Annotated in this window: 13 protein-coding genes; 5 read left to right on the forward strand and 8 right to left on the reverse strand. The window is 65.0% G+C overall.

Features of this window, described 5'->3' with window-relative positions; genetic code table 11:
* Positions 1-601: 601 nt before the first annotated feature.
* The 4 genes from VKI00_RS16560 to VKI00_RS16575 all read right to left on the reverse strand — a co-directional run bounded on the left by VKI00_RS16560 (position 602) and on the right by VKI00_RS16575 (position 5,514).
* A complete protein-coding gene (locus VKI00_RS16560; RefSeq protein ID WP_324439201.1) occupies positions 602-1,030 on the reverse strand; it encodes a hypothetical protein in 429 nt (142 codons plus the stop codon).
* A complete protein-coding gene (locus VKI00_RS16565; RefSeq protein WP_324439203.1) occupies positions 1,021-2,763 on the reverse strand; it encodes a hypothetical protein in 1,743 nt (580 codons plus the stop codon). The genes VKI00_RS16560 and VKI00_RS16565 overlap by 10 nt, the downstream gene beginning before the upstream one ends.
* A 202-nt stretch (positions 2,764-2,965) precedes the next feature.
* A complete protein-coding gene (locus VKI00_RS16570) occupies positions 2,966-3,358 on the reverse strand; it encodes a hypothetical protein (protein WP_324439204.1) in 393 nt (130 codons plus the stop codon).
* A 296-nt stretch (positions 3,359-3,654) separates the two neighbouring features.
* Positions 3,655-5,514, reverse strand: a complete 1,860-nt coding sequence (locus VKI00_RS16575; protein WP_324439206.1) for a dynamin family protein — start codon at positions 5,512-5,514, stop codon at positions 3,655-3,657.
* A 172-nt stretch (positions 5,515-5,686) separates the two neighbouring features.
* Here VKI00_RS16575 and VKI00_RS16580 point away from each other — a divergent pair, with 172 nt between their 5' ends.
* A complete protein-coding gene (locus VKI00_RS16580) occupies positions 5,687-7,105 on the forward strand; it encodes a dynamin family protein (RefSeq protein ID WP_324439208.1) in 1,419 nt (472 codons plus the stop codon).
* Here the strand turns inward: VKI00_RS16580 and VKI00_RS16585 are convergent.
* Positions 7,092-7,715 (reverse strand): RNA polymerase sigma factor, encoded by a 624-nt coding sequence (locus VKI00_RS16585; protein ID WP_324439210.1) that lies wholly within the window; start codon positions 7,713-7,715, stop codon positions 7,092-7,094. The two genes, VKI00_RS16580 and VKI00_RS16585, sit on opposite strands and share 14 nt — an antisense overlap.
* Positions 7,716-8,146: 431 nt before the next feature.
* Here VKI00_RS16585 and VKI00_RS16590 point away from each other — a divergent pair, with 431 nt between their 5' ends.
* Entirely contained in the window at positions 8,147-9,931 is a 1,785-nt protein-coding gene (locus tag VKI00_RS16590; RefSeq protein WP_324439212.1) for an aspartyl/asparaginyl beta-hydroxylase domain-containing protein, read from the forward strand.
* 39 nt (positions 9,932-9,970) lie between these two features.
* Here VKI00_RS16590 and VKI00_RS16595 read toward each other — a convergent pair whose 3' ends face one another.
* A complete protein-coding gene (locus VKI00_RS16595; RefSeq protein ID WP_324439224.1) occupies positions 9,971-11,875 on the reverse strand; it encodes a gamma-glutamyltransferase family protein in 1,905 nt (634 codons plus the stop codon).
* A gap of 120 nt (positions 11,876-11,995) precedes the next feature.
* On the opposite strand from VKI00_RS16595, the gene VKI00_RS16600 reads away from it, so the two are divergent.
* Together VKI00_RS16600 and VKI00_RS16605 are read left to right on the forward strand one after the other, a co-directional pair.
* Entirely contained in the window at positions 11,996-13,633 is a 1,638-nt protein-coding gene (locus tag VKI00_RS16600; RefSeq protein ID WP_324439214.1) for an amidohydrolase, read from the forward strand.
* Positions 13,626-14,516 carry an alpha/beta hydrolase gene (locus VKI00_RS16605; protein WP_414687220.1) on the forward strand — a complete coding sequence of 297 codons (891 nt, stop codon included), beginning with the start codon at positions 13,626-13,628 and terminating at the stop codon, positions 14,514-14,516. Before VKI00_RS16600 ends, VKI00_RS16605 begins: the two co-directional genes overlap by 8 nt.
* A 4-nt stretch (positions 14,517-14,520) precedes the next feature.
* On the opposite strand, the gene VKI00_RS16610 is transcribed toward VKI00_RS16605, so the two are convergent.
* Both VKI00_RS16610 and VKI00_RS16615 read right to left on the reverse strand, forming a co-directional pair.
* Positions 14,521-15,453, reverse strand: a complete 933-nt coding sequence (locus tag VKI00_RS16610) for a S1C family serine protease (RefSeq protein WP_324439218.1) — start codon at positions 15,451-15,453, stop codon at positions 14,521-14,523.
* A gap of 64 nt (positions 15,454-15,517) precedes the next feature.
* On the reverse strand, positions 15,518-16,501 hold the full coding sequence (locus VKI00_RS16615) for a MaoC family dehydratase (protein ID WP_324439220.1): 984 nt from the start codon (positions 16,499-16,501) through the stop codon (positions 15,518-15,520).
* Positions 16,502-16,607: 106 nt separating this feature from the next.
* Between VKI00_RS16615 and VKI00_RS16620 the strand changes: the two genes are divergently transcribed.
* Positions 16,608-17,717: a 13E12 repeat family protein gene (locus VKI00_RS16620; protein ID WP_324439222.1), complete on the forward strand. Its 1,110-nt coding sequence runs from the start codon at positions 16,608-16,610 to the stop codon at positions 17,715-17,717.
* Positions 17,718-18,042 lie beyond the last annotated feature (325 nt).

Here is an 18,042-nt window from a genome sequence, read left to right on the forward strand (position 1 = left end):
CATTCGAATCAGGAGCGGGCAGGTTACCGATGTCGTCTAGTAGACCGAGACGGGTCTCGTCGTTGACTTGGCCCGGTGTCGTTCCCGTGCCAGTGTCGTTGGTCCGGTCGCTCGAATCTGGTCCTACTTCGCGACGAGGCATGTCGAACTCCTTCTCTGGGTCCGTTACCGACCTGTGGTCTTTCAACTGATTCGATGCCCGAGAAGCACACAATGTTCCCCGACGCGCTCACGTGTTCGCGGTGATTCAGCGGGCTCAAGTGACTGACGGCCCGGGGCCGAGCCAGCACTGCCCTGCACGATCAACCCTCCGCCCGAGCAGGACCTTTGGTGAATGGGTTGTAGATCACCCGTCGCTGCGCGCTCCGTTCCGCGGCTGGGGCAGCAGCGCCTGCCACCCCTAAGCGCTTTTGGCGCTGGTAACAAGTGTTCTCAGATAGGTTGTGCCACTGCAGCCTCTAGCTGACCGCGCATTGGCAGCCAAAGCTCCCATCCCGTTCACGGGTCGACAAGTTACGCGTCGGTCGTGCCCCGGCCCAAGAAACCTGCTGGGCGATGGGCTGATCCACCGCCGAAGCCGTCGACGGCACAGGGGTCCGTTTCAATCGTCCGACCCGTAACCCTCCCCGTCGCCACTGCTGTAATCCGCGGTGCTGTAGTCCGCGCTACTGTAATCGCCGCCGCCGTCTCCTCCGCTGTCGTCCTCTTGCAACCAGTCCGCTCCGCCGAAGTTGTTGTAGTCCACGTCGCCAGAGTCCCCGCCGCCGTCGCCACCCGAGTCCCCACCGCCGTCGCTGGGCGTCTCGACCCCGCCCGAGTCCCCGCCGCCGTCGGTGGGCGTCTCGCCCCCGCCCGAGTCCCCGCTGGAGTCGGTGGGCGTCTCGCCGCTGTTGTCCGGCGTCTCTTGGGCGTTCACTTGTTCTATGGCGTCGCTTTGCGACATCCCCTGATTCTCAGCAGCCGCAACGGCGGCCGCCTGCCCCGCCGATTCACCGGCACCGGCCAACTGCTCAGCATCACCTAGCGACATCCCCTGATTCTCAGCCGCCGCAACCGTACCCACGTTGCCTGGTTGTCGCCCTGCTCCCCCAACGCCTCGGCACCCAACTCACCCTCTGCACCCGGCTCCCCCAAGCCCTCCGCACCCAACTCACCCGGCTCGCCCAACGCCTCAGCACCAAGCTCACCCTCGGCACCCGGCTCCCCCAAGCCCTCAGCACCAAGCACACCCTCGGCACCCGGCTCCCCCAAGCCCTCCGCACCCAACTCACCCGGCTCGCTCAACGCCTCAGCACCCAACTCACCCGGCTCGCTCAACGCCTCAGCACCAAGCTCACCCTCGGCAACCGGCTCCCCCAACGCCTCAGCACCAAGCTCACCCCCAACACCCGGCTCCCCCACCGCCTCAGCACCAAGCTCACCTGAACGGTCGGGATCTGGCGTGCCTGTGGCGGCTTGCTGCGCGGCCAGCTGCTGAGCCCGTTGCATGGCCTGCTGGATGATCGGAATCTGCTGCCCTTGCTGCAGAGACTCCGGAGAAAACTCATTCGCTGGCTGTTGCGCCTCGTCGTCGGACGGTTGCCAATCGTCCAACTCCGGATGGGGCTGACTTAACGAATACATGCCTTCACCGGGTGCGGATACTGCCATGCGGGGATAAACCTGATCACCGCGGACGTAAACACCCGCGTATTGTCCTTGAGCTTGATCGATCCCGGCCTGTTGCCTGGCCTCAGCTATGGCCTGCTGATATCCGTCCTCCCGAGCCTGTTGCCGATCGACATCAGCCTGCTGGTCATATTGCTGCTGAACGTAATCCCTGACCTGCTGCTGAGCCGCCTCCAACCGGGCTTGCTGCTCCTCCGAAAGGGGAGGCGCATCCGCAACGGGCGTGTCGTCGTATGACTGAATCCCTTGTAGGTCTTGCGCCAGCCGCTGGGCGTCCAGCCCGGCCTGATACTGACCCGGGCCCGAATGGTCAGCATGCCAATCGTTTAACCGCTGTTGCTCCCGCTGCTGCGCTAGCTGCTCCTGCTCCCGCGCCCGCTCCTCTTCAGACGGGACTACACCGCCCGGGAATTTGGCGTCGAGTTCCAACCGCTGCTCATATCGCCGATCGTCGAGGGCGTTGTCGTGGGCCTCCCGGTAGGTTTCGTCACCGGTTGGGGGTCTCAGCAGACGTATGTGCGCGACCCCCGCGTTTGATCCAACCGGATATCCTCCCGATCCGTCTTCGGGCAGGCCTACGGCCTCGACCGGCCGGGCCGGCGGAGGACTACCGTGCTCAAGCCGCGGCCCACCCTGCCTTGGTTGGGGGTTGACGGCGAGCGGTTGGCCTTGCCCCTCCTCGCCGGGACCATCGCCGCTCGCATGAATATGACCGTGCGGAGCCTGAGCACTCTCAAAAGGTTGTTCCGGATGGCCACCGAGATTCAGGCGGTCGTAGACCGAGCCGTTGTCGCGGATCGTATGAGTGTCGGCAGAGTTGGTCGGTGATGCAATTGTGGCACCACCGTTCGGTTCGACCAGGGCTTGCGCGCCCACATCGTGTTTCTGTGGACTGACAATGAATCTTCCCACAGGCTCGCGGGTCACCGGGTCGATCGTGGCTTCCGGCCCCCGCGGCGCCGGGATCGGACGGCCGGTCCAGCCCTCCGGTGTTGGGTCAGCCGGCAGCCACGTTGATTCAGGCGTGGTATTTTCTGGCCCGGTCCCCGTCGTGGAGTCAGGCGGGGGGTCCTTGGGATCGTTCGGTCCAGCCATTTCGATACTCCTTTATTTCCCCAAAGCACAGTTATTTCCGTCTCCACTGGGCAACGCGTATTGCTACCTAATTGATGTTGTATTGCTGAAGGGCCTCAGTCGGCCAGCCAGCCGGTGACGGCGTTCGGTGTCGGACCCGAACACCTGTTGCGGTACAGGCGACGGGCGGACGTGTCAACGCCACTCGTTCTCACGAGTAGCGCTAGTCCTCCTCGAACTCGAAGCTGTCGCTAGGGGACAGGTCCACAGCGGGCGCGATGGACATATCGGAGTCGTCGAGCCCGAGTCCGTCGTCGAAAGAGTCATCTTGGTGGTCGTCGACGACTTCGATTTGCGCGGAGTCGGGAACATCCGAGGGGTCAAGGATGTCCTTGTCCCCAGTATCGGTATCGATCGTGAAGAATTCGTTCTGGTCGACGTCGTCATAAACGACGTTTGTGTCCCCCAAGTCACCGCCGGGGGCGGGTGCATCGTCATCGGCATCGTCATCGGCATCCGAGTCGCCGAGCGCGCCTGACCCGGCGAGCGGATCTAAAATGTCAAGGTCATCTAAAAGGTCGTCGCTTGGTGGCTGCGCTGCAGTCTCGTCGGCCATGGGAGCTCCTCTCGTAGCTGAGGTCGGCCATACCGCCGGATCGGGACCGATCGACGAGGCCCGACCGCCGGTTGACCGGCAGATTCATGCATTGCTATTCGATTGGAGACGCCGTCGTCGGCCAAAGTTCCCGACCGGACGCATCTGATCACAGTCCCGTCATAGTGGAAGGCGCCACGTTGAGCACCAACCCCACCTGGCGCCGCGGTCGGTCATATCGCCAGGAATCGATGACGCGGTACGGCCCCGCTCTACCGTCGAGCACCGCCACGGCTCAGAGAGTCCGGCCAGGATGCCTACCGCTGCACGCCAGAATTCGCCGCCGCCAACCTGGCGAGCTGAGCATCGGCGCCTGCGATTATGGCCTGCAACGATTTACGTTTGGTATCGAGTTCCGCGACGGCGTCGGCGCGTTCGGCGCGGGACGACTTTTCCGCGGTCTCCGCGGCGGCGATCAGATTCTTGAGTTCGGTCATCGAGTCGGTGAGGTACTGCTTGTACGCGTTGATTATGACGGGACGAATTGCGTCGCCGCGCTCCTGAATTTCGCGGGAGACATCCTTGGCCACCGCGGTGGCCGTCATGTTGAGCCACTGCTGCAGGCCCTGCCTACCCATCTTGATGGCGCGGAATCCGAAGTTCACAGCGATCCAGGCGCCGCCGATGGCAGCGACCAGGGGGACGGCCACCACGCTCCCGATGGCCAGCGCCGATACCAGCCCCATTCCCATCGTGCTGAATCCCGTGATAGCCGTCGACATCATGCTCGGGTCGATGACGCCCTCTCCGCGCTTGCGAGGAGGCTCGATTTCGCGTACCTCCGAAGTGAAGCCCTTGACCGAGACGTCGGCATTGATCTGCAGACCACCGACGAGCTGATTCACCCCGCTGACGTATTCATCGGACACTTCGCCGACTAGCACCTCGAGGTCGGCGGTCATGTCCGCGACGAACAGCTGCGGAGAACGGCGCAGGATGTCCAACTTTGTGCTGTCGAGCTTCGTACGCCATCGCGACCTGAGGTCGTCGAGCTTGTGGTCAAGCGATGTAAGAGTGTTGCGCTGGATGGCGCCCAGATCGCGGGCCAGATAATCGCGCCATCCGCCTTCCCACTCTTGGCGAAGCGTCTGTAGCCGCTTTTTTTCCTCGTTGAGCTCGGCTGCCGCGCTCTGCCCTCTGATCATGGCCGAACGCTGCATTGCGAGCTGGTTTGCCACCCGCTCGAGTCCGGTTCGTGCCGCCCGTAATCCGTTTGCCGCGGCGAGCGTGTCGCTAGAAGCGCATATCCGGTGCAGTTGCTGGACAAGGGCAGACAAACCCGACGCACGAAGCGCTGATTTGCGGCGGTCGCCGGGCTCCATCTTGATTGCCGAAAAGGCCGCGGTGCTTGACACACCCAAGATCGGGACTTCGGCGAACCGCGGGCCGTGCTGACGGAGCAGTCTGCGATTTTCTTCGACGATCGTTTGCCAGTGACGAAAATTCTTGTCTATCTTGGTAACCGCGATCAGCACTGAATTCACTTCGGCGCTGACTGATTCCAGGAACTTCAGTTCCGGCGCGGTGATGGGGGCCGTGGCATCACATGTCATTACCAGGATGCTGGCCGTTGTCGTCGCCGTTCTCGTCAGCCTCAGGTGGTTGGGGTTGAGACCGCCCACTCCTGGGGTGTCGACCAAAGTGACGCTGGGCAGGAACGGGCTGACCATGGCGACTTCGGCCCCGATAGGCAATTCGTCGACGGTGGGGTCGTTGACGTGCTGCCCGCTCATCGTCACCCAGCTCGGCAGATCGGCGAAATCAACCGGCTCGCGGCGACCGCCGGCGAACAGCAGCGTCGCGGCGCCTTCGGGCATGGATTCGCTCGGCGGAACAAACCGCACAAATGCCGAAGTCGTGATGTCGACGTCGACTGGAGAGGCGTTCGGACGCGCCAGCAAAACATTGACCAGTGAGCTCTTACCCCGTTTCACTTCGCCGACGACGACGACCGCGGGGGCGCTTGCCGGCCTCGTCACTTGGGCCCAGGCGCGGTTGGCAAGATCGGACAAACCGTTGGCCACCAGCACGCCACGGGCCGCATCCATCACCTTTTTCAGGTCCGGGTCGATCTGCGGTCGTGCCGTTTCGCGGACCTCGGGATGCGCCTGTGTCATGTGCTGCCTTGTCCTAGACTGCGGTGAACATCCTAGATGCTTGACCAGCGACGCACACGACGAATGTTTTGAGTTGCCGGCCGGGAACAAAGGACCCTTCCACGCTATCCCACTGTTGGACACTGCCCGCGCCCGTCGTGGTCGGCGTACTTGGGAGAATGAGGGTGACATCATGGTCGGTCGGCCCGACGCGTCGCTGCTGGTGGCTAAGGTTGAATCGGCACTCGACGCGGTCGCCCCGTACCTCGGCGACACCGATCACGCCGCGCTCGCCGCGCTGAGCGACCGGTTGACAACTCCCCTGAGGGTGGCCCTGGTCGGCAGAGTCAACTCCGGCAAGTCCACCCTTCTCAATGCCCTCGTCGGCCAGCGGGTCGCCCCGACAAATGAGACCGAATGCACGCAGGTGGCAACGTGGTTCCGGTTCGGCGCACCCGCGCGCGTCGAGGTCTTCGGACTCGACAAGAAGGTGAGCATACTCCCCGTACGCCATCGGCTTCCCGACGAATTGGGCCGTCCGGCTTCCGAAATCGACTACGTAATAGCGCACATCCCTTCGGCATTGCTTCGTGAATATGAACTCATCGACACGCCCGGGTTGGGAACGATGAATTCGACGCACTCGGCCGCGACGCGGCGGGCACTGATCGACACCTCTGCGGGCAGGGGCATCGAGCGACCCGACGGGACGCTGTTTCTGTCCGACGGCGCTCCGCGCGCCGACGAGGTCGCCTTCCTGAACGAGATGGGGGCGACGCGAATCGATACCCTCGCCCTTCTGTCGCACGCCGACACATTCGGGGAGGGCGCATTCGGGTCGGTCGATCCTTTGGAAATGGCTGCCAAACACGCCGAACACCTCAAGCCTCAACTGGCCCGCCTCGCTGGCACGGTGCTTCCGGTCTCGGGCCTTCTAGCCGAAACCGCACTGACAGGGCACCTCACCGAGGCCGACGCGCGCGCGCTCGCACACCTGGAGCCCCTTGAGGAGTTCGAACTCGCCGGCATTCTCTCCGGCCAGGATGAAACCGATCTCGACCGCGAAGATGTCGACCGCCTACTCGAACTCATCGGTGATTACGGAATTCTCTATGCCAGGACACTGGCCTCCCAGGGAGCGATCGCGCTGGCGCAGTGGTTGGCGGACAAATCGGGGTTGACGGCGGTGCACGAACAGATCACGCGTCGATTCCTGCGCCGAAGTGAGGTGCTCAAGGCTCGCCATATCCTCACCCAGCTGGAGAAACTGGCGGTTCCTTCCCCCCATCGCGCCGAGGTCTGCGCCATCCTGGAGGCCGTAAAGATGCATCCCGGGCTGCACCCGCTACGCGAATTGTCCGCTCTGGAACTGATGTTGCAGTGGGATCCCACGCATCCGTTAGTCCAGGAGTTGGATCACCTCGGAGTGGCTGCCACCCCGGCCGAGGCGTTGCGCCTGCCGCTGGATGCAGATTCTGCGACCATCAACAACGCCGCACAACAGGCGTGCGTCCACTGCAAACGTGAACGACTCACCGCATTCTCAGCAGCCGAGCGCGAAGCATGGACAGTCCTGGAACGCAGCTATCAGCTGATCTTCACTCCGAAATGATTGGAACCCTTGGCGATTCATCGGTGTCCGACGCTGGTGCAAGAAGCTCGTGCATCATCGAGCGAGCCCGCCACAGTCGGCTCTTGACGGTCTGCACCGGGATTCCTTGATGGACAGCGATATCTTCGTAGCTGAGATCGCCATAGATCCGCAACACCAAGGCCACTCGAAAGACCTCGGGAAGAGCCATCAGAGCCGTCTGCACCCGGTCGGCGTCTGCAACCTGATCACCGGGATCACCTCGCATAGCAACGACATCGAAGATTTCGACTGTTTCGGGCCGTCGGCGAACGATGGCCAGCGCCGCGTTCGCGGCGATGCGGAAGAGCCATGTCGAAAACTTGGCATCCGACCGGAATTGGGCGAGGTTTCGCCATGCTGCGAGGAGGGTGTCTTGCAATGCATCTTCGGCATCGGTTCGATTGCCGGTGATCCGCAGACACACCGCCCACACGGCACTGCGGTCGGCAGCTACCAATTCCACGAACGCACGCTCGTCCCCGGCACACGCTCGGCGAACGAGTGCCGCTTCGTCGTCGACCCCAACCACGCCGGCCACCTGCCAACCACCCGGCCGGTGCGCCAGCCGGGGACCCGAAAGACGAGACATCGACACGATAGAGGATCCGTGCCGGTCGCGCCGTTTATTGAGTTAGCTGGCAATTTGCTGTGAACCACTGTCCAGCAGGCTTCCTCGCCGACCCGGCTGCAGTCCGCGTCAATGACCCACACGCCCGGCGGCTGGGTGATTGACATAGCAAACGATGTAATTGCATACGAAAATGAACGGCGGCAAAGAACTCGGCGTAACCCCCAGCGCATAGTCAGCAGTCCCCGGCGAGATGGCCCGCCATCGCACCGAAGACTTACGAGCGAGGCCGCGAGACCAACCCGCTCTGTCGACCTCGGTTGCCTCGTGTGCCGAGGCCAAGCGTCATACCTTCAAACAAACGGGCACTGGCGCCGATCGGTTGTGCGACCCTTGAATCGGCTCGGCCTCAAATCCTGGCGAGACCACCCAACGGGACCAGAGCCTTCAGTATGACGGAGGTATCAGTGGCAGAGCTTGGTATCGCCGACTCCCCGGAATTGATCAGAGCGGAACTTCGGCGCAGGAGGACTCATCTGGTCCGGCATGGCACGCAGTCGCTGGAACAACATCTCTTCAACACCTTTCACATCCTCACCGCATGGCAACAACCCCTTCGCGTGCAATATGCGGGCCTGATGCACAGCGTGTACTCCACCGACGTGTTCAAGCATCGAACGTTCGCCATGAACGAGCGCGACCGAGTTCGCGCGTTGGTCGGCGAGGAAGCCGAGCGGCTCGCCTATCTCTTTTGCACCATCGACCGGCGTGAGCTGATGTCGCTCGTGCGCGCATCAGCTAACGAGGCAACCGCCGAGTTCGAGTTGACAAGCCGGCGAGATGGCCATCCCGTGCATATAACCCACACGGATGCCGGCGACCTTCTGACAATCTACATGGCCAACGCTGCGGAGCAGAGCTGCCAACCCGACCGCTCCCCTGGCCCTTGGCTGTCGAATGTTTCGTTCCTGGGCCGCGAAGCGCGCCGGCTCGCCGAGGTCACTCCTCCGGTGTTCGACGAATGCACCACCGTGGTTTCCACGACCGACGAGACCCAGTTACTTGGCGACTACCAGCGCCTGGTCAAAAGCTTCGGCCAGGTCGATGACAGCGCAGCCGACCAGCGGCGCGGGCCGAAGCCCATCGACTGGCCCTTCGTCGCGGAGCCGCTCGTCTGGGCGGGCTTCCACGAAATCAGCCACGGCACCCTGGAGCAGGCCGGCGAGGTCGCCCGGGTGGCGGCTGCCCGGCTACAGCAGTGGGGGACCCCGTGGGATAAGCGACTCAATCTTTCCCAGTGGCAACAGTTGTGCGCGGCTCTCTGTGACGAAACGAAAGCAGACGAACTGGCGTTCGTCGCCCGGCGGACCGCTGCGGCAATGAAGTCCGTCCCGCCGTCGCCCGAGCGTCTTTACTCCGAACTCTCGCGAACGGAGCTACTGCCGGATGGAGTTGGCGCCGTAGGCGACAACCGGCGGCCCGTTGCAGGAGATGGCAATGCGCAGCCCGCGTTACCGGCACGGTTTGAAAAGTACATCGCCGGACTCCGGACGAATCACGAAGAGCCCCGCATGACCAGGTATCCCGGCCTGCGAGCGGTGCCATGGCACGATCCGCAGCAATTCCGGCTTGCGCGCGATCTAGAGGCGATAGCCGACACGGTCGCCGCAGAGGTGCACGGGCTCGCCGGCCGTAGATTCCATGAGGAGGCCGAGAACATCAAGCGGTCGGGGCGGTGGAGCGTTCTCTTCCTCTACGAGCGCGGCCGAAAAAATGAGCACAACTGCAGCCTCTGCCCACAGACCGTCGCTGCCATCGAGGCCAACCGCACCGTTCTCAGCCTCGGCGGTCTCGCGTACTTCTCGATGCTGGAACCTGATACCCACATCGCCCCGCACACCGGGCCCACCAACGTGCGGTTGCGTTGTCACCTCGGCATTGACGTGCCCGAGGGCTGTGGGTTGCGCGTCGGCGGAGTCGAGCGCACATGGGAAGAAGGCCGCTGTCTGGTCTTCGACGACAGCTTCACCCACGAGGCCTGGAATACCAGCGGCCAACCGCGGGTGGTGCTCGTCGTGGACTTGTGGCATCCCGACCTGACCGACGACGAGGTGGCGCTGCTGAACGGGCTGCATCGCTACGCGACCTCTACCGGTCTTCAGTTGATCCGCTACTGGAACCGCAACCGGGCCAGGGCCGGCACCACGACCCATAGTGAAACACCCCAGAGAGCATGAACCACGGTGACCCCATGGGTCCGAAATAGCGCAGAATCGTCAGCCCGCGTTGACCGTGTCGCCCATTACCAGTCCCTCGCGGCGCGGGTCGGCGCCGCCCACCCAGCCCGAGCCGTTGCGCATGATCGCCGACAACCCGCTGGACTGGTCCGCGACGTCGACCTGATGTCCCAGAGCTCGCAACCCCTGCACTAGCGGATCGTGGGCGCCGCCGTCGGAATTGTCGATATCGGGATGCTCACCACCCACGTTCGTCGGCGGCGAGTTGGCCGCGCCGAAGTTGACCATGGACACCGCCTGCTGCGGGTTCAGGCCCCAATCCAGCATTCCCACAAGTGTTTTCGTCACGTACTGGATGATCGCCGCGCCGCCGGGCGAACCCGCGACCCCGTAGAGCGGCCCCCGCCCGGACGGTGAGGTATCGAATATCAGTATCGGGGAAATCGCGCTGCGTGGTCGCTTTCCGGCCTGAACGCGGTTGGCCAAGGGTGTACCGTCCGAGCCGACCGGTTCGAACGCGAAGTCGGTCAGCTGGTTGTTTAAGATGAATCCGTCCACCATGTGAAACGAGCCGAAGTTGGACTCCACCGTGGTGGTGAACGAGGCAGCGTTGCCCTGCGCGTCCACAACGCTGACATGGCTGGTGCCATGCTCCGGCGGTGGCGGCGGGGCCGTCGACGGCGCTCCGAAGTTTCCGGGCTGTGCGGTGCCCATGGTGCGCTGCTCCGAAATCAGCGCCGCGCGACCTGCTAGATAACCGGGGTTCAGCAGCGTGTCTGGCGAGCCGCCCGGTAGCGGTACGAAATCCGGGTCCGCCACGTACTGGTTGCGGTCGGCATAGGTCAGCCGCTCGGCTTCGGAGACCAGGTGAACTCCCGTCACGGTGGGCCGACCACCATTGAGGTCCACGTCGGTGGGCTTGTAATCGCTCATCGGGAAGTGCGCCAGGATACCCATCGTCGCGAGCACCGTGATCCCACCCGACGGTGGCGGCGTGCTGCAGAGTTCACGCTCGCGGTAGGCCACGCAGATCGGATCTCGCTTCTTGGCGGAATAGGCGGCCAGATCGTCCAGGGTCATCAGGCTCGGGGTGCGACCACCGGTGGTGTCGGCAGCCGCGGTCACGACATCGTGGGCGATGTCACCGGTGTAGAACGCCTGCGCGCCGTCGGATGCGACGGCGCCCAACGTCTTTCCGTATGCGGGGTTGGTCAGAAGGGTGCCGGCGGTCTTGGGACTGCCATCCGGGTTGAGGAAGTACGCGGCGGCCGCTGGGTCGGCGCGCAGGCGCGGCGCGGCATCGGCGATGGCACTGGCCAGCCGGGGACTGATCGTAAAACCGTTGTCGGCCAATGTGACCGCTGGTTGCAACAAGTCGCGCCATGAGGTACGGCCGTGTTCGTTGTGCACCAGCTCGAGCAATCGCAGGATGCCCGGCACCCCGATCGAGCGTCCCGATGCCCGCGTACCCGGTTGCGGGGACGCGTGGTTGGCGCCGTCGATCCAGCGCAGGTAGTTTTCCGTAGCCGCCGCGGGCGCGACCTCCCGCCCGTCGTAGGCCTGCAGGGAACCCGAGGCCGCGTCGTAATAGAGCAGGAACCCGCCGCCGCCGACACCGGAGGACTGAGGCTCGACCAATCCCAGCACCGCCTGCGCGGTGACCAGCGCGTCGGCGGCCGACCCGCCCTCGCGAAGGACCTGACAGGCCGCCTCGGCGGCCAACGGGTTGGCGGTCGCCACCGCGTAGTGAGCGGTCCGCACCGCGGTCATGCCGCTGCGGTAGCCGGTGGCCACCTCGGGACCGCTCGCCGACGCCGCCGAAGCCTTCGTCACCGGGGTGCCGTTGGTGACGATGTCGCAGGGGTGCGCGGCGCTCGGCGCGTCTGCTGCCGTGCCGCCACAGCCGGCCACCAGCAACAGCAGACCGCTGAGCAAGGCGGTCATCCGCCTGCGCGGGCGGGTCCCCACCCGTCCACGCTAGCCCATCGAAACCAGGAGCACGTCCGAGCACTTTTATCGATACCCTCGCCCACCAGACGGGGCCGCATAGGGTTCGATAGCGTCATGAGCGCCGACGCGGACACCATCTACACCGGCGGCGACATCGTCACCGTCAACGACGCGCAGCCCACTGCCGAGGCGGTCGCCGTCAAGGACGGCCGAATCACCGCGGTCGGCGACACGGAAGCGGTAATGGCAGACCATCGTGGGTCCAGAACCAACACTGTCGACCTCGGCGGCCACACACTTCTGCCGGGTTTCCTCGATCCCCACAGCCACTACATCAACTCGCTGATGGTGGCCAACCAGGTCAACGTCTACGCGCCCCCCGCCGGTCCAGGCACGGACGTCCAGGCAATCGTGGCTGCACTCAACAAATTTCGTAATAGCCGCCGGATCCCACCCGGCGAGGTGATCATGGCCTACGGGTACGACGACACGCTGATGCCCGGCGGCCGCACGCTGCACTGCGAAGATCTCAACGCTGACTTCCCGGAGAATCCCATCATCGTCCAGCATGTTTCGCTGCACGGTGGAGTGCTGAATTCCGCCGCGTTGCGCAAGTGGGGCATCACTGCCGACACCCCGACACCGCCGGGTGGCGTCATCGTTCGCAAGGCCGGCTCCAACGAGCCCGATGGCCTTCTGATGGAGACGGCGTTCCTGCCGGTGTTTGCGTCGCTGCCCAAGCCCACACCCCGGCAGGAGGTCGGCTGGAGCAAGGCAGGCCAGCTGCTTTACGCCGCCGCCGGCATCACCACCGCGCAGGAGGGTTTGTCGCACGCGGCGGACATCGCGCTGATGCAGCGGGCCGCGGAGGGCGGCGCCGGCCTGATCGACATTGTCGCTTACCCGTTCATCCTCGACCTGGACACGGTGCTGCAGCGCTACCCACCCGGAACGTTCGGTCGCTATCGCAATCGCGTCAAGCTCGGCGGCGTCAAGATCACGCTCGACGGGTCACCCCAGGGCCGCACCGCCTATTTCACCACTCCGTATCTCGTGGACGGTCCCGAGGGACAACATGAGTGGCGAGGCGACTTGGGTTTCCCGCAGGACACGGTCAACGGCTGGTTCAAGCAGGTTTATGACCTCGGGCTGCAGCTTCTCATCCACGCCAACGGTGATGCGGCGATCGATGTGCTGCTCGCGGCGCATGAGTTCGCCACGGCCGCGGACCCCTCCGCCGACCGACGCACCACCGCCATCCATTCGCAGTTCGTGCGCCGGGACCAACTCGACAAGTTCGTGGAATACCGGATCATTCCGTCGTTCTTCACCGCCCACACGTTCTACTTCGCCGATGCGCACATCCGGCTGCGTGGCCGTGAGCAGACGAATTTTCTGAGTCCGATGCGCGCGGCAATCGAAAGGGGCCTGCACCCGACGAACCACACCGACTTCAACGTCACCCCGATCGATCAGATGTTTGTGCTGTGGACGGCGGTGAACCGGGTGTCGCGCAGCGGCGCGGTGATCGGAGCCGACCAGCGTGTGACACCGCTCGACGCGTTGAAGGCGATCACGATCAACGCGGCGTATCAGTACTTCGAGGAAGACACCAAGGGATCGATAGAGGTCGGCAAGCTGGCCGACTTGGTGATGCTCGACGCCAATCCGCTAACCGTCGACCCGATGGCGATCAAGGACATCAAGGTCGTCGAAACGATCAAGGAGGGCTGCCCGATCTATGCTGCGTGACACGGGATTTCATCCTGATCTGCGCCGGACGGCACTGTTCGTCCCGCGACGGCTGATCGGGCGCAGGACCACGCCGGTGATGCGCGCGCTGGAGCGGCTCCAGGGAACTCGGACGCCGGACGGCGTTGACGTCGTACCGCTCGGTGACGGCGCCGGCGTCCGGGTTTTCCGCCCCGCGGGCTCCGCCACCCCGTCGCCGGCCTTGCTGTGGATTCACGGTGGCGGCTATGTCATCGGCCGCGCGGCGCAGGACGACAGGCTGTGCCGCCGATTCGTCCACAAGCTCGGCATCGCGGTGGCCTCGGTGGAATACCGGCTGGCACCGGAGAACCCGTATCCCGCTTCGCTGAACGACTGCTACACCGCGCTCACGTGGCTCGCCGCCCAGCCGGACGTCGACCCGTCGCGGCTGGTGATCGGCGGCGCCAGTGCGGGTGGCGGCCTGGCCGCGGCGTTGGCCCTGATGGCCAGGGACCGGGGCGAGTTCACGCCGGTGTTGCAGCTGCTCACCTACCCGATGCTTGACGATCGTAGCTCGTCACGAAACGACCTTGACCCCAAGCGGTTTCGATTGTGGAATCAGCGCAGCAATGAATTCGGCTGGGCATCGTATCTCGGCGATGCCGACGCCTCGGTCGCCGTGCCTGCCCGACGCGAGGATCTCAGCGGGCTGCCGCCTGCCTGGATCGGCGTCGGCACTCACGACCTTTTCTTCGGAGAGGACCTCGCCTACGCCGACCGGCTCCGGGCGGCAGGGGTGCCCTGCGACGTCGAGGTCGTGTCGGGCGCGTTTCACGGCTTCGACCAGATCGTGCCTGGCGCGGGCGTGTCGAAGGCGTTCTTCTTCAGCCAGTGCGCGGCGATGTGGTCGGCGCTGGGCTGATCCGCTAATGCTCGGCGAGTTCGCGCGGGACAACGAGGACGTCGACGAGCGCGCCGTTGCGCCAAACGGTCATCTCGATGCGGCGCGCGATCGCATCCTCGACCATCAGTTTCTGGATCGCGGTGGCGGTCACGACGCTATGGCCGTCGACGCTGATCACGATGTCGCCGCGTCGCAGACCCGCCTGGTCGGCCGGGCTGCCTCGCACCACGCTGGCGATCTGCAGTCCGGTCGCGGTGCCCAGCCTCGCCGCCACCGCGGGCGCGACCGCAATGTGAGCGCCGGCGATGCCCAGCCACGCGCGACGCACCCGCCCCGTGGTCATCAGCGCCGCGATGATCCTGTGTGTCGTGGAGTTGACCGGCACCGCCAACCCCAGGCCGATACCGGCGACGGCGGTGCTGACGCCGACCATGCGGCCACGGCTGTCGGCCAGCACACCTCCGCTGTTACCGGGGTTCAGCGCCGCGTCGGTCTGGATCACCTCGTCGACCACGCGGCCGTTGCGGGTCGGCAGCGAGCGGCCGAGGCCCGAGACGATGCCGGCGGTAACGCTGCCCGCCAGGCCCAGTGGGTTGCCCACGGCGACAACCAGCTGACCTACCCGCAGATCCTCTGCGCGGCCCATCGACACAGGCGCGGGCACGCCGCCGCGGGCCTTGAGCACCGCGAGGTCGGACAGCACATCACGGCCGACCACGTCGGCGTTGGTCGTCGTGCCGTCGGTGAAGGCCGCCTCCGCGGACTTCGCGCCGGAAACGACGTGGGCGCTGGTGAGCAGGTAGCCGTCCGACGTGATCACGCTGGCACTGCCGGCGCCGTCCCCGCGCGAGGACCGCACGGCCAGGCTGGCCACGCTCGGCAGCACGGCCCGCGCGACCTCGGTCACCACCGCCGAGTACGCGTCGAGCGCCTCGTCGTCACGGTCTTCTGCCATAACCCATTGAGCGCCGGGGCGACCAGAACATATGCCGGGATTCGCTGCCGGCAGAACGGTGCCGTCAGAACTGCAGCGCGGAGAACCGCCAATCCAGAACGGGCCGGTCGCCGGCGGGGTCTGCCGCGCTGACAAGCGAGCGCAGCCGCAAGATGCCACCGCCCCCGGGCAGCGGCTCGGCAGCCTCGACCTGCAATTCGCTGTACAGCGTTTCGCCCTCGTGCACCGGGCCGGTGTGGTCGCACGACTCCCACGCCAGCACGGTGACAAGGTTGGGCAACAGCCGGCAGGCCTGCGCCATCGCCAGGCCGATCGTATGGCCGCCATACACCAGCCGCTGACCACCTGGTCGCGAGTCATGATGCACCGCCGCGATGTTCAGCGTCAGGCGAGCCAGCTCTGGCGCGCTGGACACGACGTCGGCGCTGCTGCGCAGCACCGCCCCGGCCAGGCCCGGGTCGAAGTGCGGCCCGGGCACGCGCTCTCGGAACGCGTCGCCGTCCCATCCGTCGAAGGCATGCGGGGTGGGCGCCGGTTCAGCCCCGATCGATGACAGGTCGTCGGCAGGCGGTTCCCGGTTCGGGTCGGCGTCGGGGCTCAGCGGCAGCATCGCGCACCGGTAGAAGTCGAGCACCAGCTGCCCGAGTTGATCGATTGTCGTCATCCGCAGCGCCGCCATTCCGGTCGGCGCACGGCCGGGTCGGGGTGAATTCTGGCGCAAGCCAACGACTTCCGTGCGGGTGAACAGGCTGTCACCGAGGACGGGGAACCGGTAGAACACCAGTCCGCGGTAGAACAGGTTGGCCTTGACGTGGCGGGTCACCAGCGTCGATTGCCCAATCGCGACGTCGCAGGCCAGCCCTGGATGGGCCAGCGCGCTCTGGGTTCCGGCGACCGCGTATGACAGGTGAGCGTCCAGCGGCAGCCGCATCCTGTCACCGAGAATCGCCTGATGAGTCGCGGCGACTCCAGGCGTCAGCGTCATCGACGGCGCGGTGTCGAAGACCTGACCGACCTCCAGCTGGTCGAAATAGGGGCCGTCGTTCATCGCCGCTCCGATCCGATTTGGGCGTAAATATGGCTAGTACGCTGACATATCGCCGCGGGGGTTGTGAACTGCTTGCCGTGTCGGTGGGCGCCGGTAGCATTCGAACATGAGTTCGATCTGCTCGGACGGTGCTGCTCAGGCCTTCGACGCGCTTGACGCAGCGCTGGACCGAGTCGCCGCGCTGCGATTCGACTCGTTGAGCACAACGGAGAAATTCCGCGGATTGGAGCGGCTGGAGAAGGCGCGCCGGCGGCTGCCGGTCGCGGAGCACGCCCTCATCGGGCTCATATCGCACGACGCCACACCCGCCGAGCTGAGCGACGGGCTGCCGAAGATGATGGCCAACAGGTTGCGCATCACCAAAGGTGAAGCGGCCCGGCGGATCAGCGACGCCGAACTTCTCGGGCATCAGTACGCGTTGACCGGTGAGCGGCTGCAGCCGACGTTGTCGGCGACGGCGGCCGGGCAGCGCGCCGGAGAGATCGGCGCCGGGCACATCAAGGAGATTCGGCGATTCCTGAAAGAGCTGCCGGTTTGGGTCGACCAAACCACGCGGGACCACATCGAGGCGGACCTGGCCCGGTTGTCGAAGCAGTATCGGCCCGACGAGGTCCGCCAAGCGGCAGAACGGATCGGGGCGTTGATCAACCCGGAGGGCGACTTCGTCGATGAGGATAGGGCCCGAAAGCGCGGCATCACGATCGGCCGCCAAGACATCGACGGGATGAGCCCGATCAGCGGCTATCTCAGCCCTGAGTTGCGCGCCGGACTGGATGCCGTTCTCAGCAAATGGGCGGCGCCCGGGATGTGCAATCCCGACGACCAGACACCAACGCTGGACGGTAAGCCCTCGGAGGATGTGGTCCAGCACGACTTCCGCACCCGCACGCAGCGTAACCACGACGCACTGAACGCGCTGTGCCGGAGCGCGCTGGCGTCCGGGAAGTTGGGCCGGCATCACGGGCTGCCCGTCAGCATCGTGGTATCGACCACGCTTCAAGAGCTCGAATGTGCGGCGGGGGTGGCGATCACCGGCGGCGGATCCTGGCTGCCCATGAGCGACGTCATCCGCATGGCCAGCCACGCCCGCCACTACCTGGCGGTGTTCGACACGCACACCCAGCGCCCTCTGTACCTCGGCGACACCAAGCGGATCGCCACGCCCGCACAGCGGATTGTGCTGCACGCCAAAGACGGTTTAGGTAATGCACCCTAGACAGCATGCCGGTCAGCAGGTTCGAATCCAGCCGGGGGCACCCCTCTGACCTGCGTAAACGTTGAAATCGGAGAGCGCCACACCCCTCACACACCCTAACGTCTGGCAGTCACAGTCACTCTGCGTCACCCCGTAAGGCGGGTCGTGCACGATGGGACGCTGATTCAGCGCGATTGTGCGTCCGACCACGGTGCTGGCATGCCGTCTTCGGGTTGAGCGTGCGGATCGTCTCTTCGGTTGTCCCAGTCGATCTCGTCCTGGTCAACAGCGTGGCCTGTGTCGACGTCGACGTAGCCTCACGCTCGACGAGCACGATCGCGACCCA

This window comes from Mycobacterium sp., assembly GCF_035314665.1.
Lineage (GTDB): Bacteria > Actinomycetota > Actinomycetes > Mycobacteriales > Mycobacteriaceae > Mycobacterium.